Genomic DNA, 20,141 nt, shown 5'->3' with positions numbered 1-20,141 from the left:
TCAGCGCCCTCTGAGAACACCCTCACCCCGGGGGCTTGCCCCCCCTTTGAACGACGGGGGGCTCCTCTCCCAGAGGGAGAGGGAGTCCCTGGCACGGCCCTCGCAATGGGGGCGGACATGCTCTTCCGACAGCTCTTCGATCAGGAAAACGTGGACGTACACCTACCTCATCGCCGACGAGACGACGGGCGAGGCGGCGCTCGTGGACCCGGTGCTCGAGCAGGTGGAGAGGGAGCTCCAACTGGTGAAGGAGCTGGGCCTGAAGCTGGTGCTGGTGCTGGAGACGCACATCCATGCGGACCACGTCACGGGAGCGGGGCGGCTGAGGGAGCTGACGGGAGCGAGGGTGGCGGCGAGCGCGGCGGGAGCGCCGTGCGTGGACCGGCCGGTGAAGGATGGCGAGGAGCTGGCACTGGGCGGGCTGAGCATCCAGGTGCTCGCCACGCCGGGACACACGGATGACAGCGTGAGCTTCCGGGTGGGCAACAAGCTCTTCACGGGCGACGCGCTGCTCATCCGCTCCTGTGGGCGCACGGACTTCCAGAATGGCGATGCCGGGCAGCTCTACGACGCCATCACGCGAAAGCTCTTCACGCTGCCGGACGAGACCGAGGTGTACCCGGGCCACGATTACGCGGGCCAGACGATGAGCACCATCGGCGAGGAGAAGCGCCACAACCCGCGGCTGGCGGGCAGGAGCCGCGAGTGGTTCATCGAGTTCATGAACAACCGCAAGCTGGCGCCGCCCAAGAAGCTGGACGTCGCGGTGCCCGCGAACCGTGCGTGCGGGAAGCCCGCGCCCGTGCCCCAGGTGCTGAGCTGAGCCCCCGCGGCACGGAGGACACACGATGAGCGCACTGTACGAGAAGGGTACTCCGCACGCGGAGGGCTACCGGGACGTGGACGTGAGCGCGGTGGCCGGGGAGCGGAACGAGGTGCGGCTGGTGGACGTGCGCGAGCCCTCGGAGTTCGACGGACTGCTCGGGCACATCCTGGGGGCGAAGCTCGTGCCGCTGAGTACGGTGGAGCAGGAGGCCGGGAGCTGGCCACGTGACGCGGAGCTGGTGATGGTGTGCCGTTCCGGGGTGCGCTCGGGCCGGGCCGCCGCGCAGCTCGTGCGTCAGGGCTTCCAGCGGGTGATGAACCTGCGCGGGGGGATGCTCGCGTGGAACGAGACGGGGCTGCCGGTGGTGCGCGCGGAGCACCCGCCCGAGCTCCAGGTGGCGGACGTGCTCGACACGCTGCTCACGCGGATGCTGGAGCTGGGCGGCGGCGTGCCCGCGTCCCTTCCACTCGGACTGCTCCAGGCGCGGGGCGGAGCACCCACGCATGCCCAGCTCCTCTGCATGCTCGACCTGCTGCGGGCGGCCGGACAGGCGGCGGTGAAGGACCCGGGCGCCTGGGAGGGAATGCTGCGCGAGTGCAGGGATCTTCTCGCCGTATCGCGCCCGGAGAGCAGCGCCGCATGATGATGCTCGGGATCGCCGCCTCGCTGCTCATCGGGGTGTCACTGGGGCTGCTGGGCGGCGGCGGCTCCATCCTCACCGTGCCCCTGCTGGTGTACGTCCTCGGCGTCGAGCCGAAGACGGCCATCGCCATGTCCCTGCTGGTGGTGGGCCTCACCAGCGCCTCGGCCGTGGTGATGCACGCGCGGGCCGGACGGGTGCGCTGGCGTACGGCCCTCATCTTCGGAGCCGGAGGCATGTCCGGCGCGTTCCTCGGCGGGAGGCTGGCGCAGTGGGTTCCTCCGGGGCTGCTGCTGCTGCTCTTCTGCGCCATCATGGTGGCCGCCGCCGTGGCCATGCTGCGGCGCAAGGAGGCGCCCAACGAACCGGGTGACTCCGAGCAGGCGCCGGTGCTCCTGCCCGTGCCGCGCGTGCTCGCCCAGGGCGCCGCCGTGGGCCTGCTGTCGGGACTCGTGGGGGCGGGAGGGGGCTTCCTCATCGTTCCCGCGCTCGTGCTGGTGGGACTGCCCACGCAGGCCGCCGTGGGAACCTCGCTCGTCGTCATCTCGCTCCAGTGCTTCGCCGGACTGCTCGGGCACCTGGGCCATGTCCAGCTTCCGTGGGGACTGACGGCGGCCGTGGTGGGTACGGCCGTGGGAGGCAGCTTCCTGGGTGGGCTCCTCGCGGGCCATGTCTCCCCGCGAGTGCTGCGCAAGGGCTTCGCCGTGTTCGTGCTCGGCATCGCCTGCGTCATGCTCGCCGGACAGATACCTCCCTCGGTACGCGCGGGAATCACGCCGATGCTCGCCACGCCGTGGCCCTGGCTCGGGCTCGTGGGGGTGGTGAGCGCGGTGTCACTGCCCTATGCGCTGTTGTTCCGGAGCAACCGCGGGAACACGGTGGACCCGTGAGCGGGAACGCTCGCGGGCAAGCCTACTGTGCGCGGTCATCCAACACGTCGGAGAGGGTGATCGCGTTCAGGGCCCGATCGAACCAACGATCGAGGGTCGCCACGTCCGTGCAGTCGAGGATGCGCTGACGGGCTTCCTCGTCGACGTGCACACCGCGTGCGCCAAGAATCCGCAGGATGCCCCCGCTCAGCCCCTGCTGCAACCCCTTGGCCAGACCCTTCTGGACGCCTCGCTCCAACATTTCCTCGGCCCAGGTTCCCATCAACTCCTCCGCGCGCTGCTCATCCAGCACCGAATGTAACACCCGCCTCGCCGCCGTGTGGACGGCCGCATCCTTCTCTACCCACAGCAGGTAGCGAATGACGACCACCAGATGCTCGGCTCCTCCGGTGGCCTCGTACACCTGCGCGAAGAGCGCCACCCAGTCCGGCAGCTTCCGCGCCAGTTCCCCGGTACGTCCGTAGCGCAGCACCAGCCACGATAGTGTCGTTAATTTATTCCAAGCGCAGAAGCCCGCGCGGGTCATGCCCACTTGACGCACATGCATACAGAGCAGTGAGCTTTCTCAGCGTCAGCCACCTCATGCTTCGCGCCGAGTCTTATCCAAGGAACAGGCCGCCGCTGCGCTCCAAGCTGGCGGCTCTCTTTCCTTAGCCGCGCCAAGTCCACACTATCGCTCGTTGTCATCGAGCGAAGTCAGCACTGGCGCCATGTACTTGGCTCTCAAATCCAAGCACAACACATCCGCTAATGAATTTTAGCTTGAATCGCAGCATGAATTGCCTTGGCACGCTCTTCAAGAAACCCATCAAAATCATTCTTGAGACCTGCCTTGAACGCACTCATGGGAATCAAGTTCGAGTCAAGCCACTGAGCAAGGCTTGGGCCTGCCGCCTTTTCCACTTCTTTCAAATAAATCGAAGGCTTACTCGCCGAGATGGTTTTGTTACTTGCGGAAGTCAGCAGAACAATATTGGCGAGTGCATTGATTCGGTCCGCCTTTTCTCCACAACTCTCCAAGTATTTTCTTGGGAAGAAATGATGGAATTCCTTTTGGTTTGTCCACGACAAGGCACTGGAGGTATCGATCTTTTGACCAGTAAGAAGATCGACCGGCCCATAATGGCTAAGAATGATGGCGAAGGTCTTCGAATGAGCGTTGTTGGACCTAAAAGTTCTAGACTTCCAGATGGTATGGGATGGATCGTGAAAATCAAATCCCAGAGTCGGCGCCTTCCCTTCTGCGAATTCATGAACTGCAATTTGATCCCTGGCCATAGACCCCGTGTTCCAACCACTGAAGTAGCCCGACAGCGCTGTCTTCCAGAACATAGATTCAATTTCCCTGAACTGGGTAGCCGATGGGCTGGGAATGCGCCGGAAGATCTCTACCAAGACAGTCATCTGATGGGCATATGGCAATACGCGGGCATCAGGAATCCTGATTTGCGTCACCAGATAGTCGACTGCCCTCTTATACGCCTCTCGGGTAGCCGCCACAGCTTCTTTCAACTCGGCAGATGTATGATTTCTCAGTTTGTCAATGCTTTCAGCAGAGAAACCGCCTCCGACTGATGCTGAAACGTTACGCAACACTACTTTTCTATCGATCTCCTCGAAATTCTTCTCGGTCAAATCTTCAAGGATGCCATCGATAGAATCGACCAAGTCGAAGTCTTTGCTCCATGTCGCGGCTCGCATCAAGTCCACTACAGTGAGCCTTGTTCCTTCGCTATTGATTCTTTCAAAAATTGGGGCCACATCCTGTATGGACATATCGCCCAATGTCACTGCCGCGATCTTATAATCCTTGAATCGATTGAAGAGAGTGTCGGCATTTACCTTCAGCTGGTCTCTGTCGGGAGCCGTTAGTGTATCGAGTGCATAAACATGCTTGAAGAACGCAGCAGGATCAGACAGTTTGCTCACACGAATCTGATGCGGTGCAGGATCTTCAAGTGTGTCAAGATGAACGAACTTCTTGTCCCTCAGATCGTAAGCAATGTTCCAGTGGCTCTCAGGATCGTCACCCTTCCAGTAGAGTGCACCGCAGATGGTTGACAGTCGCTGCTGGCCATCGAGCAAGTAGTTGACAGGATAATCTGGTTTTGGCAATTTAATTTCCAGATCGGCGATCCGATTCTCACTCATCAACTCTTGACGACTTTGCCAAAGCAAAATGCTACCAATCGGATAGCCCTTAGCTACCGAATCGAGTAGCGATAGGATTTGCTTCCGTTCCCAAACGAATGCTCTTTGAAACTTCGGGAGAAGAATATCTCCATGCAGAATGCGCCGAGCGAGGTCTTCGATGCGATCGACGCTGGGCTGCGGATCTTTAACTGGTGCCGTTGGTGCGTTCGTATCTGCCATTCGCCAATTGAGCGTTGAATGGCACATCCTTGTCAAGCGAGCAGGGACAAACTCTCCGTTGGCATCACAGTGGTCCAAAGGACCGACAGCTCCGACCAAGTATGGCCCGTCAGGTGCACGCCACGTGCGAGTACAGCGGCTGCTGGGCATAAAGTCGCAGAGGCAGAAACTATTCCGGTCAGGTTTGAGCAGCCCCCCAAATTACCATTCTGTTCCCGGACTAGTCGGCCCGCTTCTCGTTTAGGATTCCTGTGAAGTTCAGTAGGATCGAACAAGCGCGCAGCCCGCCAGTGCGGCTGTGACGGGCCTACAAAAAGAGAGCCGTATGCTGCATCTTTGCTGTAGGCCCCACACAACCAGGAAGCGGTAGCACAATCGCCTACGGCATTCCCAGGCATTTACGCTGGGTCGACCGTCAATCCGGAATAGGCCACAGCCGTCTCCACAGTCGAGGAGACACTGCATGCACAGATCCAACTCAGGGCCCTGGCCCCCTCACCCCGTCCCTCTCCCATAGGGCGAGGGGTTCTTGAGCACAGTGGTTTTTTTGTTGAGCCGCTCCGCATGGTGGCATGCCGGCTGGGGGCTACACGCGGAAGCTCGTGGCCACCTGCTTCAGCCGCGCGAGCGTCGCGTTCATCCGCATCACCGACTCCTCGGCGTTCATCGTGGACTCCACCACGTCGCCCATCATCTGCGACAGCGTCGTCATCACGTTGGTCATCTGCGCGATGCCCGCGTTCTGCTGCGTCACCGAGGCGACGATCTGCTTCGCCGCCTGGCTGCTCTCGTGCACCACCGTGGTGATCTCCTTCAGCCGGTCCGCGGACGTCATCACCTGGACGATTCCCGCCTCCATCTGCTGGCTGTCCTGCTCCGCGATGGACACCGCCCGGCGGATGGCCTGGTTGATCTCCAGCAATATCTTCCCGATGCGCTGCGTGCTCTGCACCGACTGACCGCTGAGCGCCCGCATCTCCCGCGCCACCACCGCGAAGCCCCGCCCCTCGTCCCCCGCTCGCGCCGCCTCGATGGACGCATTGAGCGCCAGCACGTTCGACTGGTCCGCCAGGTCCCTCACGCTGCCGATGATCTCCCCGGCCCGCGCCGCCTGCTCCGACAGGTGCGCCACGCTGCGCATCAGCGCATCCACCCGCTCGCGCAACTGCTGCAACCCCTGGGCGCTGCTCTCGATGGACTGGCGCCCCGACGCGCTGAACGCATCCGCCTGCGCCGCCACCCGCAGCACCATCTCCGCCCGGCTCGCCGCCAGGTTCGACGTCTGGGCGATCTCACTCATCGTCGAGCCCGCTTCCGACAGGCTGCGCGACTGGTGGCTGAGGAACGTGAGCTGCCGCTGGCTCGCCTCGGTGAGCCGCTCGGCCGCCTCCGTCAGCTCGCCCAGCACGCCCTCCAGCGTCACCGGCACCGTGCGCAGCCGCATCACCAGTGCTTCGATGCCCCGCGCCAGCTCGCCCAGCTCGTCCTCGGAGTCCACGTCGATGCGCTGCGTGAGGTCTCCCTCGGTGGCGATGCGCGTGGTCACCCGCGTCAGCCGCTGGAGCGGCCCCACCACGCCCCGCACCAGCCAGAGCGACAGCCCCCACAGCGCCAGGATGCACAGCACCGTCAGGCTGATGACCCACACCTGCCGCCCGCGCTGCAGCACGCTCATCTCGTCGAAGGAGCGATCCAGCCCGGCATGGGCCCACTCGCCGGTGCCGCGCAGCAACTGCCTCAGCGTCACCGAGCGCTCCATCGCCTGCGCGAAGGCCGCCTCCGCCTCCGGCGCTCCCCGTGCCGCCAGCTCCAGGGCGCGCTGCCCCTGTGCCCAGAAGCCGTCGAAGGCCTCGTCCAGCGACTTCAGCCGGGAAGCCTCCATCACCGGGTTGCCCGCGCTCCGCTCCAGCTCCGCCTCGAAGTCCTTCGCCTGCTCGCCCAGCGTCACCCGCCGGGCCGCGTCCCGCCCCTGGTACGCCTCGCGCAGGCCCGCCTCGAGCGAGGCCGCCCGCGACTCCAGGCTCCGCGCCGTGGCGAGCGCGGGCGTGTACCCGTCCGCGATATGCCGGCTCAACCGCGCCGAGTCCTGGCCCACCACCACCGAGCCCCCGAGGATGCCCAGCAGGAAGAGGGTGGCCACCACCGGCAGGAGGAAGACCTTCCGCTTGAACGTCATCGGCCCCCCTCGGCCCGGGACGAGCAACGCCTGGACATGGTTCTCCTTCCTCCGCGGGCCCTCGTGGCTCCGCGCTTCCCCACGGGCGGCGGACTCCGCCGCGCACGGGCCGCAGGATATCGGATGCGCTTCCCTGGCGCGCGCCGCCCCCGTCCAGGGATGTCAGCCACCACCCGGGGTGGGGGTGACCCCGCGTCTCCCCTTCGAGCCTCCCCGCCTGGTGGGTAACCGGCCGTCATGGGTTCCCCTACGTGGGCAGGTCCATGCGGCGCACGCCCTCGACGGAGAGGACGAAGTCCGCGCCGAAGGCCTGGGCCGGGGTGAAGGCGCCCCGCCGCGCTCCAGCCAGCACCTCCTCCACCGCGCGCACCGTGGCACGGGCGGTGAAGGCGTAGGCCTCGGGCGTCTCCAGCACCGCCTCCGCCCGCCGCCCGTCCGGCGCGCGCGCCCCGGCCCACACCTGGGAGCGGCCCCGCTGACGCAGTGCCTCATCCGGCCCCTGGACGCGCGCCTCCACCAGCTTCGCCAGTTGCTCGCGCACGGCCTCCACCGCCACCACCCGCCGGAGCACGGGGAAGGTGAAGCGCAGGGCGTGGGCCACGGCCGCCGGCTGGGCCATATAGGTGGTGATGTTGGGAATGGCGGTGGAGTGCCAGGCCGTCACCAGGTCTCCCCAGGGAATGGGGACGACGGTGCGCTCCTTGTCGGAGAAACGCACCCGGCGCACGCCCTGCCCCATGGGCCACGGCTGGAGCTGGCCGCCCCGGCGCACGAAGCCTCCGGAGGGCAGGCCCTCCAACATGGACTTCGCGGTGCCGGCGCTCGGCTGGGCGGCGGCGGCGATGGCCAGCTCCAGCTCGTGCGCGCCGGGCACCTTGTCCGCCACGTAGCGGGCGAGGCAGTCGGTGGGCACCACGTCGAAGCCCACGCCGGACATCAGGACGACCCCCCGGCGCTTCGCCTCGGCGTCGTGGCGGAGGGTGTTCTCGAGGATGGGAATCTCGCCGGTGATGTCCAGGTAGTGGGCGCCAGCGGCGAGGCAGGCCTGCACCATGGGCTCGCTGGTGTGCACGAAGGGGCCGGCGGCATGCACCACCAGGGGCAGGCCTTCCAGGACGGACACCAGCCCGCGCATGTCGTCGAGGCCCACGGCCACCGCGTCCAGCCCGAGCCGCGAGGCCAGCGGGGCGAGCTTCTCGCGCGAGCGGCCGGCCAATACGGGTTTGTGGCCGCGACGCACGGCCTCCTCGGCGATGAGGACACCGGTATAGCCGGTGGCGCCATACAACAGCCAACGGGGAGTCGGGTTCTTCGGAGGGTTCACGCGCGCACCATATGCCGGGCAGTGGGTAGTCGCGTACGGTTCCCCGCGCATCGCGCCGCCGAGTCGGCTAGGAGTGTGGGGTATATGAGTGAGACGAAACCTCCCTCCTCGCGCAAGAAGGACACGCTGGAGGTGCGCGTGCGGCGCATCCACCGGAGGGATTTGAACCGGGCCTGGGAATTCCTCAAGCTCGTCTTCCGGGATGTCAACCGCGAGACGGTGGAGTACCAGCGGCCCCGCTCCAAACGGCGCTTCCTCGAGGTGTACTCCTCGGAGTGGATCGAACAGCTCGTCTACGAGGTGAACGGGGACATCGTCGGCTACTCCGAGTGCGCCTTCGAGGCCACGGGGGACGACAACTGGGTGAACCCGCGCTGGTTCGAGAAGCGGGGCATGCGGCCGCTCTTCGTCGAGGAGCTGGCGGTGCACCCGGACTACCAGGGCCGGGGCGTGGGCAGCTTCATCATGGAGCAGTTGCAGCACCTGGCGCGGACGCGGGGCTGCACGCACCTGGTGCTGGAGGTGGCGGAGAACAACGAGTCCGCGCTCTCGTGGTACCGGGCGCGCAACTTCTACAAGCTGGACGCGGCCATCTTCCTCGCGCAGAAGGTGCCCGGCGAGCCGGACCTGTTGCCCCCGCGCCGCATCAAGCCGCGGCCCGCGCGCTCCGAGGGCACGCCCTCCACGGGCCTCATGCCCGAGGAGGTGAGCGGACCCTCGCTCGTGGGCAGGAAGACCCGGGCGAAGCGGGCGGCCTCCGGTGGCGCCCGGAGGAAGGTGGCCATCGCGCCCGTGCCGGAAGCCCCGGAGCCGGACGCGGAGTAGCGCCCGTCCGGAGCCCTCAGAAGGCCCAGCCCACGCCGAGCGTCATGCGCGGGGAGAGGGACCAGTTGCGGATGTTGTTCATGCTGGCGTTCGCCGGCCCTCCGCTCCCCGCGCTCGGCGTACCAAAGAGGGTGCTGCGGCTGGAGAGCGCTGACAGTCCCGCGCCCACCTGGAAGGTCAATCCCGGAGCCAGGATGGCGGTGTAGCCCACACGAGCGCTCCCACCGTACTGCACCGTGCGGGATCTCGACTCCACGGTCACCAGCTCCACCCCGCCCGAGTTGGGTTCCGGCATGAGGTACTCGTTCCGGGTGGTCCAGTGGTACGTGCCCAGCTCCAGGTGGGGCCCCACCCAGAGTCCCTCGGGGGCACGGCCGGTCAGATAGAAGTGCACGCCCGGATCCACCCCCACGCCCCACGTCTGGCCGGAGGAGCCCGAGCCATCGCGGTAGAAGGAGTCGGTGCCCTGGAGCGACGCCGACACCTGCACCGAGCCCACCAACGCCACATGCGGACTCACGGCGTGCTCCACCCCGGCGCCCAACTGGCCCACCAGGCCCCAGATGCTCGAGACCGGCGTCCCCGGCAGCGCCATCACCAGCGTACGCCGCGCCTCTTGAGCCTCCCCGGGCACCTCCTGCTCCTGGGCGCTGCCCGTCATCGGCACCAGTCCCAGTCCCACTCCGGCTGCACGAACCGCCCACCGCATCGCCCTCTGCATCATCGTCCGCATCGCACTCCCTCCATTGGCCGTCCGGCCCACGGCATGATGCGGACGTCTGCAGCGCACGTGCCATGCTCGGCCCAAGAGCGAAACGCCCGTGACATGGCCCCCGGGGCTGCCAGATTGGCCAGCGCCCTCCGGTGGCTCACGAGACATTCTGTCCTCCCGCGGCGCTCCCAGAGGCACGGCAACACGGCCAGGGCACCATTAGGATGAGGACATGGAAACCGGAGCTGTGGCGCCCGTGGTGGAACCGCGCCCGATGCGGGTGCTGGTGGTGGACGACGAGCGGAACATCCGCGCCACGCTGCGCATGTGCCTGGAGGGCCTGGGCTGCGAGGTACGCGAGGCGGCCACGGCCGACGCCGCGCTCGCCGCGCTCGCCCAGTCCCCGGCGGACCTGGCCTTCGTGGATCTGCGCCTGGGCACCGCGAGCGGGTTGGACCTGCTGCCCCGCCTGCTCGCCGAGTCGCCCACCCTGGATATCGTCCTCATCACCGCCTACGCCACCTTCGACACCGCGGTGGAGGCGATGAAGCGCGGGGCGCGCGACTACCTCCCCAAGCCCTTCACCCCCGCGCAGATACGGCACCTCGTGGACAAGACGCGCGCCCACCAGGAGCTGAGCTCGCAACTGGGCAACCTGGAGGGGCAGCTCGCGCAGTCGGTGCCCGAGGCCACGCTGGAGACGGCCTCGCCGGCCATGCACGCGGCGCTCGCACTCATCACCCGGGCGGCGGCCTCGGACGCGGCGGTGCTGCTGCGGGGCGAGAGCGGAACGGGCAAGGGGGTGCTCGCGCGGGCCCTGCATTCCATGAGCGCGCGGCGCCGACGGCCCTTCGTCACCGTCAACTGTCCCGCTCTCTCCGAGCAGCTGCTCTCCAGCGAGCTCTTCGGCCACGTGCGCGGGGCCTTCACGGGCGCGGTGAGGGACCAGCCGGGCCGGGTGGAGCAGGCCGAGGGCGGCACGCTCTTCCTGGACGAGGTGACGGAGATGGCTCCCGCGCTGCAGGCGCAGTTGTTGCGCTTCCTGCAGGAGAAGCAATTCGAGCGCCTGGGCGAGGGCCGCACGCGCCGGGCGGACGTACGGGTGGTGGCGGCGACCAACCGGGACCTGGAGAAGGCCGTGGCCGAGAGCCACTTCCGGGAGGATCTGCTCTACCGGCTCAACGTCATCGAGGTGACGCTGCCGGCGCTGCGCGAGCGGTCCGAGGACATCCTCCCGCTGGCCAGACGCTTCCTGGCCTTCTTCGCGCGCACGGCGAAGCGGCCGGTGCCGGAGCTGTCCCCGGCGACGGAGAAGATGATGCTGGCCTATGGGTGGCCGGGCAACGTGCGCGAGCTGCGCAACGCCCTGGAGCGGGCGCTCATCGTCTGGCCGGCGGAGGTGCTGGAGCCGCAGGCCTTCCCGGAGCGCATCGCCGCGGCCACGGGCTCGGTGGTGGCGCTGGGGGGGCCGCACACGCTGGAGGAGGTGGAGCGCGAGCACATCCTCCGGGTGATGGCGAGCGCCCCTACCCTGGACGAGGCCGCGCACGTCCTCGGCATCGACGCGTCCACGCTCTGGCGCAAGCGCAAGAAGTACGAGTCGACTCCAGGCAGCGCGGGTTGAGGGAAGCCGCACTCCAGCCGGTGTTCGCCAGCCGAGCGAGCTACCTCCGAGGTGGTTGCGTTTGGGACGAATATTCGTACATTCGTGGGTATGCCTCGCTCGCGCAAAGCCTCCACGCCCACGATTCCGGAGAGGGAAGATCCGGTTTCCGCTTCCGAGCATGCCTTGGCCGAGGTCGTCGAATTGGCCCGGTTCATGGAGGGCAAGCGAACGCAGCGGCCCAGGCTCGTTGGCCCCAAAGGGGAGACGCTCGAACTGCCCGAACCCGTCTTCCATCTCCTCCGCCAGATCGTCTCGGTGCTGGCCCGGGGAGACGCGGTGACCGTGGTCCCGGTTCACAAGCAACTCACCTCGCAACAGGCCGCCGATCTGCTCAACGTCTCCCGCCAGTACCTGGTCCGCCTCCTGGATGAGGGAGCCATTCCCTACACGAAGACGGGAAAGCACCGGCGCATCCGCATCAACGATCTGCTCGAGTACAAGAAGAAGCGCGATGACCAGCGCGAGCAGGGTCTGCTCGCGCTCATGCAGATGAGCCAGGACTTCGGAGGCTACTCCGAGTGTAGTTGACCTCCGAGGTAGGGCAGGTTTAAGGTGGGCCTGTCCGTGCTCACCTCCACGTTCAAGGTCGTCCTCGACGCTTGCGTGCTCTTTCCCTTCTCTCTCCGAGACACCTTGCTCTGGGCCGCGCACGCGGGGTTCTACCAACCCTACTGGAGCGCTCAAATCCTGGAGGAGATGCGCCGCAACCTCGTGCGGACGGGGACGACGACAACGGAGCAGGCACACTCCCTCGTGGCCCAGATGCGGAAGCACTTTCCCGATGCACTGGTGACTGGTCACGAGGCGCTCGTTCCAGCCGTGCACAACCACGAAGGAGATCGCCACGTCGTCGCGGCGGCCCTTCACGCCCATGCACAGGTCATCGTCACGAGCAACCTGAAGCACTTCCGGGCCAGGGACCTTCCCCCCAACATCGAGGCGCAGCATCCGGATGAGTTCCTGGTCAACCTGTTCGATCTCGACCCACCCGGAATCGTGGCGCTCCTGAAGCACCAGGCCTCAGCACTGCGCCGACCGCCCATGGCGCTGCCCCAACTCCTCAACGGACTCGCGAAGACAGTCCCCGAGTTCGTCCAGCTCATCCGCGAAGAACTCGGCGATTGAATCAGCGCTCGAACGTCGGAGCGGACTCCGCTCCCCCGGTCCGCGGCAGGGTGAACCAGAACGTGCTCCCCACGCCGGGCTGGCTGGAGAGCCCCATCTCTCCCCCATGCGCCTGGACGATTTCCTGCGCGATGGACAGGCCCAGCCCCGCGCCCCCCGTGCTCGCGCCCGGCACGCGGTAGAACTTCTCGAAAATCCGCTGCTGGTGCTCCGGGGCAATCCCCTCGCCCGTGTCCTCCACCTCGAAGCGCACGCGCTCGCCCTCCTGCCGCGCCCTCACCACCACCTCGCCTCCGTGCGAGGTGTGCCGCACGGCGTTCGCCACCAGGTTGGACAGCACCAACTGCAGCCGCTCCGCATCCGCCTCCACCCGCTCCAACCCGGGCTCCTGCGCCATGGCCAGCCGCACGCCCCGCTCCTCCGCCGCCACCCGGTGCGGGGCCAGCGCCGCCTCCAGCACCGCCTCCGTGGACACCGGCCGCACCTCCAGCTCCACCCGCCCCGATTGCAGCCGGGACAAGTCCAGCAGGTCATCGACGATTCCCTGCAGCCGCTCGCAGTCCTCGCGCGCCGCGTACAGCAGATCCGCCTGCTTCTCGGTGATGGGGCCCGCCACGCCCTCGGCGCACAGGTGGATGGCCATGCGCAGCGAGGTGAGCGGCGTGCGGAACTCGTGCGCCACCGTGGCCACCAGGTCGTTCTTCAGCTCGTCGAAGCGCCGCAGCCGCGTCACGTCCTGGAGCAGCACCGTGGCGCCCACCACGCCCCCGCCCTCGCCATACACCGGGCTGCCGCGCGGCAGCAGCCACCGGTCTCCCTCCGCGGCCTCCACCCGCACCGCCTCCTCGTAGCCCCGCGGCAGGTACGGCCCCCTGCCGCCCAGCACGTGCGAGCGCACCCGCTCCACCACCTCGCGCACCTCCGGCGCCACCTGTCCCAGCGCGCTTCCGCCCTCCAAGGACAGCCGCAGCACCTCCTCGGCGGCGCGGTTGACGTTGAGCACCCCGCCCTCCACGCCGAACACCACCACCGGGTCCGGCAGGCTGTCGATGGAGGCCTGCGAGGAGGCCTGCGCCTGGAGCAGCTCTCCCAGCGAGCTCCGCCGGTAGCGTTGCAGCGCCTCCGCCATGGCGTTGAAGTCCCGCGCGAGCTGGGCGATCTCATCCTCGCCCTGCACCACCGCGCGGGTAGCCAGGTCCCCCTGTCCCAGCCGCCGCACCGCCTGGGAGAGCACGGACACTGGCCGCAGTGCCCGCTGGGTGAGCGAGGACGAGGCGAGCAGACCACCCACCAGCGCCACCACCACCGCCGTCACCATGAGCGTATTCACCCGGCGGCTCTGCCGCTGCAGGGCATCGCTCTTGCGCACCATGGCGTCCTGGTTGAGCGCGAGAATGACCTGGAGGGCCGCCTTGGCATCGCGGAAGGCAGGGGCCAGCTCGTTGAAGTAGGCCGAGTGCCGGGCCGCGGGTGTCTCCACGGCGGCGAAGGCCTCGTACGTGGAGCGGTAGCGAGCCCAGGCCCGCACCAGCTGGACGGTGGCCTCGGACTCGCCGGGCTCGGTGACGTTGTCCTCCTGCACCTTCAGCTCCACCTCGAGCGGCTGGAGGTGCGCGTCCGCCAACTCCAGACCGCGCCGCCGCTCGCCCGCGACGATGAAGAGGGCGGCGCTGTCCAGGCGCTCCAGGTGCTCGATGATGCGCTGCATGGCCAGCACGCTGCGGTAGTTGTCCGCGAGGATGTCCTGCCCCGCGTGCCCCACCCGGCCGAGCGTGCCGACGGCCACCACCCCCACCACCAGCAGCGCCAGGGCCAGCGGAACCTGGGCCCACAACAGCTTGTCGCGCAGGCTCATGGCTGGCGCTCCTCCTGGGGCGGCGTGAAGGACACCACGTGGATGTCGAACCCCTCGCCCTCACGCAACAGCCGTACGTCCGAGGCGAGCCCCAGCAACTGCTTCCACCACGGCTGGCGTGAGCGGCCCACGATGATGTGGCCCACCCCATGCGAGCGGGCGAAGTCCAGCAGCGCCGCCACTGGCTCCGCCCCCTTCACCCGCACCACCTCCGCGCCCAGCTCCTTCGCCAGCTCGATGTTGGCCAGCAGGTGGCGCTGCGCCTCCGAGTCGATGAGGTGTGGGGCTTCGCCAGGCGTCTCCACGTAGACGACGAACCAGTCCGTGTTGAGCCGGCCCGCCATGCGCGAGCCCCTGCGCAGCAGCGTGGCAGCGTGCGGCGGGTTGCTGCTGAGCGCCACCATCACCCGGCCCCAGCCACCTCCCTTCTGCGGCGGCTCCTCGCCCGTGCGCGAGCGCGTCCCCGTGGCCCGGTCCAGGCTCTCGGCCACCTCGCGCAGCGCCAGCTCGCGCAGCGAGGACAGGTTCTCCTGCTTGAAGAAGCCCTCCAACGCATGCGGCACCTTGTCCGGCGCGTAGATCTTCCCCGCCTTCAGCCGCTCGTGCAGGTCCTCCACCGCCAGGTCCAGGTTCACCACCTGGTCGGCGTTCTTGAGGAAGCTGTCGGGAATCGTCTCGCGCACGCGGACGGCGGTGGCGCGCTCGATGATGTCGTTGAGGCTCTCCAGGTGCTGCACGTTGAAGGCGCCGATGACGTTGATGCCCGCGGCGAGCAGCTCCTCCACGTCCTGGTAGCGCTTGCGGTGGCGGCACAGGGGGACGTTGGTGTGGGCCAGCTCGTCCACCACCGCCACCTGCGGCTTGCGCGCCAGCACCGCGTCCAGATCCATCTCCTCCACGGCCACGTCCCGGTAGGTGAAGACCTCGCGCGGCACCACCTCCAGCCCCTCGATGAGCGCGGCCGTCTCGGCGCGGCCATGCGTCTCGACGAAGCCGAGCACCACGTCCACGCCCCGCTGCTTCAGGGCGTGGGACTCCTCGAGCATGCGGTACGTCTTGCCCACGCCGGCGGCGAAGCCGATGTACAGCTTCAGCCGCCCGCGCCGGCCACGCTCGACCAGCTCGAGGAAGTCTTCCGCGCGATTCTTCCGCTTCACGGTGCCTCTGCCGTCGTGCCCACGCTCTCGCCGAACCGCCGGTCCAACGCCAGGTTGAGCTGTAACACGTTCACCCGAGGCTCTCCGAGCATTCCCAGGGTGCGGCCCTCGGTGTGCGCGTCCACCACGGCCAGGATGCGCTCGGGGGCCACGTGGCGGGCACTGGCCACGCGGGGCACCTGCCAGCGCACGGCCTCGGGAGACAGGTGCGGATCCAGTCCCGAGCCCGAGGTGGTGACGAGCTCGGCGGGCACGGGGCCCGGGGCGTCCGGGTTCTCCTGGCGCAGGCGCCCGGCCTCGGCCACCGCCCGGTCCCTCAGCTTCTGGGAGGTGGGCCCGAGGTTGCTGCCGCCGGAGGCCGCGGCGTCGTAGCCGTTGCCGGCCGCGGACGGCCGCGGCTGGAAGTAGCCGGGCCGGGAGAAGCCCTGGCCGATGAGGGCGCTGCCCACCACCTGGCCCTTCTCGTGGGTGACGAGCGAGCCGTTGGCTTCCTCGTGGAAGAGAGCCTGGGACAGTCCGGTGACGGCCAGCGGGTAGAGCACGCCGGTGAGCACCAGGGTGACGAGCGCGGCGCGCAGACCGATGAGGAGTGTGGAGAACATGGGGAGGGTCCTTTCTCAGGCCAGCCCGGCGGCGGTGAGGAGCACGTCGATGGCCTTGATGCCGATGAAGGGGACGAGGACGCCGCCCACGCCGTAGAGGAGCAGGCTGCGCCGCAGGAGGGCCGCCGCGCCCAGGGGCCGGTAGCGCACGCCGCGCAGGGCCAGCGGAATGAGGGCGATGATGATGAGGGCGTTGAAGATGACGGCGGAGAGGATGGCGCTGTAGGGCGACGTGAGGCCCATGAGGTTGAGCGGCGCTATCTCCGGGAACACGCCCATGAAGAGCGCGGGGAGGATGGCGAAGTACTTGGCCACGTCGTTGGCGATGGAGAAGGTGGTGAGCGTGCCGCGCGTCATGAGCAGCTGCTTGCCCACCTCCACCACCTCCAGCAGCTTGGTGGGGTTGGAGTCCAGGTCCACCATGTTGCCGGCCTCCTTGGCGGCCTGGGTGCCGGTGTTCATCGCCACGCCCACGTCCGCCTGGGCCAGCGCGGGCGCGTCGTTGGTGCCATCGCCCGTCATGGCCACCAGCTTGCCCTTGGCCTGCTCGGTGCGGATGAGCTCCATCTTCGCCTCGGGCGTGGCCTCGGCGAGGAAGTCGTCCACCCCGGCCTCGCGGGCGATGGCCGCCGCGGTGCGCGGGTTGTCGCCGGTGATCATCACCGTGCGGATGCCCATGGCGCGGAAGCGCTCGAAGCGCTCCTTGATGCCGCCCTTCACCACGTCCTTGAGGTGGATGATGCCGAGCACCCGCGCGCCATCGGCCACCGCCAGCGGAGTGCCACCCGCGTCACCGATACGCGCCGCCGTCTCGCGAAGCGCGGGCGGGACAGCGCCGCCCTGGGCCTCCACGTGCTTGATGACGGCATCCACCGCGCCCTTGCGGATGCCGCGAGGGTGCGGGTCCACGAGGTCACAGCCACTCATGCGCGTCTGCGCGGTGAAGGGCACGAAGGTGGCCTGGTGCGCCTGAAGCTCGCGCGGGCGCATCTTGTAGGTGTCCTTCACCAACACGACGATGGAGCGGCCCTCGGGCGTCTCGTCCGCGAGGCTCGCGAGCTGTGAGGCCTCGGCCAGGTCCTCCATGCGCACGCCCGGCAGGGGCAGCAGCTCCGTGGCCATGCGATTGCCCAGGGTGATGGTGCCCGTCTTGTCCAGCAGCAGCGTGTCCACGTCTCCCGCCGCCTCCACCGCGCGGCCACTCATGGCCAGCACGTTCTTGCGCAGCAGCCGGTCCATGCCGGCGATGCCAATGGCCGACAGCAGGCCACCGATGGTGGTCGGAATGAGGCACACCAGCAGCGCCACCACCGCCGTGCCCGACAGCTTCACGCCCGAGTAGAGCGCCAACGGCACCAGCGTCACGCATGCCAGCAGGAAGACGACGGTGAGGCCCACCAGCAGGATGTGCAAGGCGAGCTCATTGGGCGTCTTCTGCCGCGCGGCGCCCTCCACGAGGCCGATCATCCGGTCCAGGAAGGACTCGCCGGGGTCCGCGGTGATGCGCACGACGATGCGGTCGGAGAGCACCTTGGTGCCGCCGGTGACGGAGGAGCGATCGCCGCCGGACTCACGGATGACGGGGGCGGACTCGCCGGTGATGGCGGACTCGTCCACGCTGGCGATGCCCTCCACCACCTCGCCGTCACCGGGGATGAGGTCTCCCGCCTCGCAGACGACGAGGTCATCCTTGCGCAGGTTGGGCGCCGGGACGCGCTCCTCCCGTCCGTCCACCAGGCGCCGGGCCAGCGTGTCCTTGCGCATCTTGCGCAGCGAGCTCGCCTGGGCCTTGCCGCGGCCCTCGGCCACCGCCTCGGCGAAGTTGGCGAAGAGGACGGTGAACCACAGCCACAGCGTCACCGCCACGGTGAACCACACCGGCGTGGCCGCGGGCCCCGGTGTGATGAGGTCCCTCACCACCAGCACCGTGGTGAGCAGGCTGCCGGCCCACACCACGAACATCACCGGGTTGCGGGCCACGTCCCGGGGGTGGAGCTTGCGCAGGCTGTCCAGCGTGGCCTGCTTGAGGAGAGCCGGCTCGAAGAGCGACGCGGGTTTCGAAGAGGCAGTCATGGTGTCAGAACACCTTTCCGGCCTGGCCGAGGAAGTGCTCGACGAGGGGGCCGAGGGAGAGAGCGGGGAAGAAGGTGAGCGCGCCGACGATGACGACCACGCTCACCAGCAGGCCGGTGAAGAGCGCGCCGTTGGTGGGGAAGGTGCCGGGGCCGGGGGCCACCGTCTTCTTGCCCACCATGGAGCCGGCAATGGCCAGCACGGGGATGATCATCAGGAAGCGCCCGGCGAGCATGGCCAGGCCCAGGCTGATGTTCCAGAAGGGGGTGTTGGCGTTGAGGCCGGCGAAGGCGCTGCCGTTGTTGCCCGTGCCGCTGGAGTACGCGTAGAGGATCTCCGACAGGCCGTGGGGCCCCGCGTTGTTGAGCGAGGACACTCCCTGCGGAATCACCGCCGCCACCGCGCCCAGCCCGAGGATGACGAGCGGGAAGATGAGCACGTACAACATGGAGAGCTTCATCTCCTTCGCTTCGATTTTCTTGCCGAGGTACTCGGGGGTGCGGCCCACCATGAGGCCGGCGATGAAGACGGCGAGCACCACCATGACGAGCATGCCGTAGAGGCCGGCGCCCACCCCGCCGAAGATGACCTCGCCCAGCTGGATGTTGACGAGGGGCACCAGGCCCCCGAGCGCGGTGAAGCTGTCGTGCATGGAGTTGACGGCGCCGCAGGAGGCGTCGGTGGTGACGGTGGCGAAGAGCGCCGAGGCGGAGATGCCGAAGCGCGCCTCCTTGCCCTCCATGTTCCCGGCCTGCGCCACCTGGGCGGCGGCCACGGCCGGGTTGGCCTGGGACTCGGCGGCGTAGGCGGCGGCCACGCCCGCGAAGAAGAGGACGCTCATGGCGGCGAAGAGGGCCCAGCCCTGCTTCGTGTCCCTCGCCATCTTCCCGTACGTGTACGTGAGGGCGGCGGGGATGGCGAAGATGGAGAACAGCTGCACCAGGTTGGTGAGCGGCGTGGGATTCTCGAAGGGGTGGGCGCTGTTGGCGTTGAAGAAGCCGCCGCCGTTGGTGCCCAGCATCTTGATGGCCTCCTGCGAGGCCACCGGGCCCATGGCGAGCGTCTGCTTCACCCCCTCCAGCGTGGTGAGCTCGCGGTAGGGCGCGAGGTTCTGCAGCACGCCCTGGGACACGAGGAAGAGCGCGTAGACGGTGCAGATGGGCAGCAGCACGTAGAGGGTGCCGCGCACGAGGTCCACCCAGAAGTTGCCGAGCGTCTTCTGGCCCTCGGGGCCAGGGCGCCGGGTGAAGCCACGCGCGAGCGCCACCGCCACGCAGACGCCCGCCGCCGCGGACACGAAGTTCTGCCAGGCCAGCCCCGCCATCTGCGTGAGGTAGCTCAGGGAGGACTCGCCACCGTAGGCCTGCCAGTTGGTGTTGGTGGTGAAGCTGACGGCCGTGTTGAAGGCCAGCTCGGGCCCCACCGCCGCGAAGCCCTGGGGGTTGAGCGGCAACACGTGCTGCAGCCGCTGCAGCAGGTAGACGAGGAGCACGCTGAAGAGGCTGAAGGCCAGCAGGGACAGGGTGTACTGCACCCACGTCTGCTCGCGCTTCGGGTCCACGCCGCACAGCTTCAGCAGCACGCGCTCCACGGGCCCGAGCACCTTGGGCAGCGGTTGCGTGGGCCCCTCGAAGACGTGGAAGAGGTAGAGGCCCAGCGGCTTCGTCACCGCCAGCACCAGCGCGAAGAAGAGGAGTATCTGCAACCAACCGAGGAGGGTCATGGCGGGCCTAGAAGCGCTCCGGCCGGAGCAGCGCGTAGACGAGGTAGGCGGTGAGCAGCACCGCGAGCGCGGCGCCGGAGACGTATTCGAAGGTCATGGGGTGTTGCCTCTCAGAGGCGCTCGCAGCCGTGGGTGTAGGCCCACGCGAGCGCGAAGAAACCAGCGGTCACCAGA

17 protein-coding genes and 1 pseudogene are annotated in these 20,141 nt (G+C 68.0%); 7 read left to right on the top strand and 11 right to left on the bottom strand.

Annotation, left to right across the window (positions count from 1 at the left end):
* Positions 1–117 precede the first annotated feature (117 nt).
* The 3 genes and pseudogenes from Q664_RS20110 to Q664_RS20100 all read left to right on the top strand — a co-directional run bounded on the left by Q664_RS20110 (position 118) and on the right by Q664_RS20100 (position 2,356).
* Positions 118–823 (top strand): annotated as a pseudogene (locus Q664_RS20110) (MBL fold metallo-hydrolase).
* Between the two features lie 25 nt (positions 824–848).
* Positions 849–1,469: a rhodanese-like domain-containing protein gene (locus Q664_RS54140; protein WP_043397884.1), complete on the top strand. Its 621-nt coding sequence runs from the start codon at positions 849–851 to the stop codon at positions 1,467–1,469.
* On the top strand, positions 1,466–2,356 hold the full coding sequence (locus tag Q664_RS20100; RefSeq protein WP_043397881.1) for a sulfite exporter TauE/SafE family protein: 891 nt from the start codon (positions 1,466–1,468) through the stop codon (positions 2,354–2,356). The genes Q664_RS54140 and Q664_RS20100 overlap by 4 nt, the downstream gene beginning before the upstream one ends.
* A gap of 22 nt (positions 2,357–2,378) precedes the next feature.
* Here Q664_RS20100 and Q664_RS54960 read toward each other — a convergent pair whose 3' ends face one another.
* The 4 genes from Q664_RS54960 to Q664_RS20085 all read right to left on the bottom strand — a co-directional run bounded on the left by Q664_RS54960 (position 2,379) and on the right by Q664_RS20085 (position 8,229).
* Positions 2,379–2,828, bottom strand: coding sequence for an RpnC/YadD family protein (locus Q664_RS54960; RefSeq protein ID WP_052518409.1), 450 nt, complete (start codon positions 2,826–2,828; stop codon positions 2,379–2,381).
* Positions 2,829–3,103: 275 nt separating this feature from the next.
* Positions 3,104–4,729, bottom strand: coding sequence for a GmrSD restriction endonuclease domain-containing protein (locus Q664_RS54955; protein ID WP_075207470.1), 1,626 nt, complete (start codon positions 4,727–4,729; stop codon positions 3,104–3,106).
* A gap of 586 nt (positions 4,730–5,315) precedes the next feature.
* On the bottom strand, positions 5,316–6,905 hold the full coding sequence (locus Q664_RS20090; protein WP_043397879.1) for a methyl-accepting chemotaxis protein: 1,590 nt from the start codon (positions 6,903–6,905) through the stop codon (positions 5,316–5,318).
* A 247-nt stretch (positions 6,906–7,152) separates the two neighbouring features.
* On the bottom strand, positions 7,153–8,229 hold the full coding sequence (locus tag Q664_RS20085) for a saccharopine dehydrogenase family protein (protein WP_043397877.1): 1,077 nt from the start codon (positions 8,227–8,229) through the stop codon (positions 7,153–7,155).
* 84 nt (positions 8,230–8,313) lie between these two features.
* On the opposite strand from Q664_RS20085, the gene Q664_RS20080 reads away from it, so the two are divergent.
* Positions 8,314–9,054, top strand: a complete 741-nt coding sequence (locus Q664_RS20080) for a GNAT family N-acetyltransferase (RefSeq protein WP_052518407.1) — start codon at positions 8,314–8,316, stop codon at positions 9,052–9,054.
* A 16-nt stretch (positions 9,055–9,070) separates the two neighbouring features.
* Here the strand turns inward: Q664_RS20080 and Q664_RS20075 are convergent, their stop codons facing one another.
* Positions 9,071–9,787: a DUF3575 domain-containing protein gene (locus Q664_RS20075; protein WP_152622222.1), complete on the bottom strand. Its 717-nt coding sequence runs from the start codon at positions 9,785–9,787 to the stop codon at positions 9,071–9,073.
* Positions 9,788–10,040: 253 nt separating this feature from the next.
* Here Q664_RS20075 and Q664_RS20070 point away from each other — a divergent pair, with 253 nt between their 5' ends.
* The 3 genes from Q664_RS20070 (at position 10,041) to Q664_RS20060 (ending at position 12,557) form a co-directional block, all read left to right on the top strand.
* Positions 10,041–11,390, top strand: coding sequence for a sigma-54-dependent transcriptional regulator (locus Q664_RS20070; RefSeq protein ID WP_043397899.1), 1,350 nt, complete (start codon positions 10,041–10,043; stop codon positions 11,388–11,390).
* A 165-nt stretch (positions 11,391–11,555) separates the two neighbouring features.
* Positions 11,556–11,960 carry a helix-turn-helix domain-containing protein gene (locus tag Q664_RS20065; RefSeq protein ID WP_235216783.1) on the top strand — a complete coding sequence of 135 codons (405 nt, stop codon included), beginning with the start codon at positions 11,556–11,558 and terminating at the stop codon, positions 11,958–11,960.
* A gap of 36 nt (positions 11,961–11,996) precedes the next feature.
* A complete protein-coding gene (locus Q664_RS20060) occupies positions 11,997–12,557 on the top strand; it encodes a PIN domain-containing protein (protein WP_063934724.1) in 561 nt (186 codons plus the stop codon).
* 1 nt (position 12,558) lies between these two features.
* Here the strand turns inward: Q664_RS20060 and Q664_RS20055 are convergent, their stop codons facing one another.
* Genes Q664_RS20055 through kdpF form a run of 6 tightly spaced genes read right to left on the bottom strand, consistent with a single transcriptional unit; the run spans position 12,559 to position 20,064 of the window.
* Positions 12,559–14,412 (bottom strand): HAMP domain-containing sensor histidine kinase, encoded by a 1,854-nt coding sequence (locus tag Q664_RS20055; RefSeq protein ID WP_052518406.1) that lies wholly within the window; start codon positions 14,410–14,412, stop codon positions 12,559–12,561.
* Positions 14,409–15,569: a sensor protein KdpD gene (locus tag Q664_RS20050; protein ID WP_043397868.1), complete on the bottom strand. Its 1,161-nt coding sequence runs from the start codon at positions 15,567–15,569 to the stop codon at positions 14,409–14,411. The genes Q664_RS20055 and Q664_RS20050 overlap by 4 nt, the downstream gene beginning before the upstream one ends.
* A complete protein-coding gene (kdpC, locus tag Q664_RS20045; RefSeq protein WP_043397865.1) occupies positions 15,566–16,171 on the bottom strand; it encodes a potassium-transporting ATPase subunit KdpC in 606 nt (201 codons plus the stop codon). Before kdpC ends, Q664_RS20050 begins: the two co-directional genes overlap by 4 nt.
* A gap of 15 nt (positions 16,172–16,186) precedes the next feature.
* Positions 16,187–18,244 (bottom strand): potassium-transporting ATPase subunit KdpB, encoded by a 2,058-nt coding sequence (gene kdpB / locus Q664_RS20040; protein WP_043397862.1) that lies wholly within the window; start codon positions 18,242–18,244, stop codon positions 16,187–16,189.
* Between the two features lie 4 nt (positions 18,245–18,248).
* On the bottom strand, positions 18,249–19,967 hold the full coding sequence (gene kdpA / locus Q664_RS20035) for a potassium-transporting ATPase subunit KdpA (RefSeq protein WP_043397859.1): 1,719 nt from the start codon (positions 19,965–19,967) through the stop codon (positions 18,249–18,251).
* Between the two features lie 7 nt (positions 19,968–19,974).
* Positions 19,975–20,064 (bottom strand): K(+)-transporting ATPase subunit F, encoded by a 90-nt coding sequence (kdpF, locus tag Q664_RS20030; RefSeq protein ID WP_043397857.1) that lies wholly within the window; start codon positions 20,062–20,064, stop codon positions 19,975–19,977.
* Between the last annotated feature and the right edge of the window lie 77 nt (positions 20,065–20,141).

Source organism: Archangium violaceum Cb vi76, from assembly GCF_000733295.1.
GTDB classification, from domain to species: Bacteria; Myxococcota; Myxococcia; order Myxococcales; family Myxococcaceae; genus Archangium; species Archangium violaceum.
The sequence above is the reverse complement of the archived record's forward strand: the minus strand, read 5'-3'. Positions and strand labels throughout refer to the sequence as shown.

Excerpts from the sequence above, each read along its gene's own strand:
- Q664_RS54140 (WP_043397884.1), top strand. The coding sequence starts at position 849 with ATGAGCGCACTGTACGAGAAGGGTACTCCGCACGCGGAGGGCTACCGG.
- Q664_RS20100 (WP_043397881.1), top strand. The coding sequence starts at position 1,466 with ATGATGATGCTCGGGATCGCCGCCTCGCTGCTCATCGGGGTGTCACTG.
- Q664_RS54955 (WP_075207470.1), bottom strand. The coding sequence starts at position 4,729 with ATGGCAGATACGAACGCACCAACGGCACCAGTTAAAGATCCGCAGCCC.
- Q664_RS20090 (WP_043397879.1), bottom strand. The coding sequence starts at position 6,905 with ATGACGTTCAAGCGGAAGGTCTTCCTCCTGCCGGTGGTGGCCACCCTC.
- Q664_RS20080 (WP_052518407.1), top strand. The coding sequence starts at position 8,314 with ATGAGTGAGACGAAACCTCCCTCCTCGCGCAAGAAGGACACGCTGGAG.
- Q664_RS20075 (WP_152622222.1), bottom strand. The coding sequence starts at position 9,787 with ATGCGGACGATGATGCAGAGGGCGATGCGGTGGGCGGTTCGTGCAGCC.
- Q664_RS20070 (WP_043397899.1), top strand. The coding sequence starts at position 10,041 with ATGCGGGTGCTGGTGGTGGACGACGAGCGGAACATCCGCGCCACGCTG.
- Q664_RS20055 (WP_052518406.1), bottom strand. The coding sequence starts at position 14,412 with ATGAGCCTGCGCGACAAGCTGTTGTGGGCCCAGGTTCCGCTGGCCCTG.
- kdpC (WP_043397865.1), bottom strand. The coding sequence starts at position 16,171 with ATGTTCTCCACACTCCTCATCGGTCTGCGCGCCGCGCTCGTCACCCTG.
- kdpB (WP_043397862.1), bottom strand. The coding sequence starts at position 18,244 with ATGACTGCCTCTTCGAAACCCGCGTCGCTCTTCGAGCCGGCTCTCCTC.
- kdpA (WP_043397859.1), bottom strand. The coding sequence starts at position 19,967 with ATGACCCTCCTCGGTTGGTTGCAGATACTCCTCTTCTTCGCGCTGGTG.
- kdpF (WP_043397857.1), bottom strand. The coding sequence starts at position 20,064 with ATGACCTTCGAATACGTCTCCGGCGCCGCGCTCGCGGTGCTGCTCACC.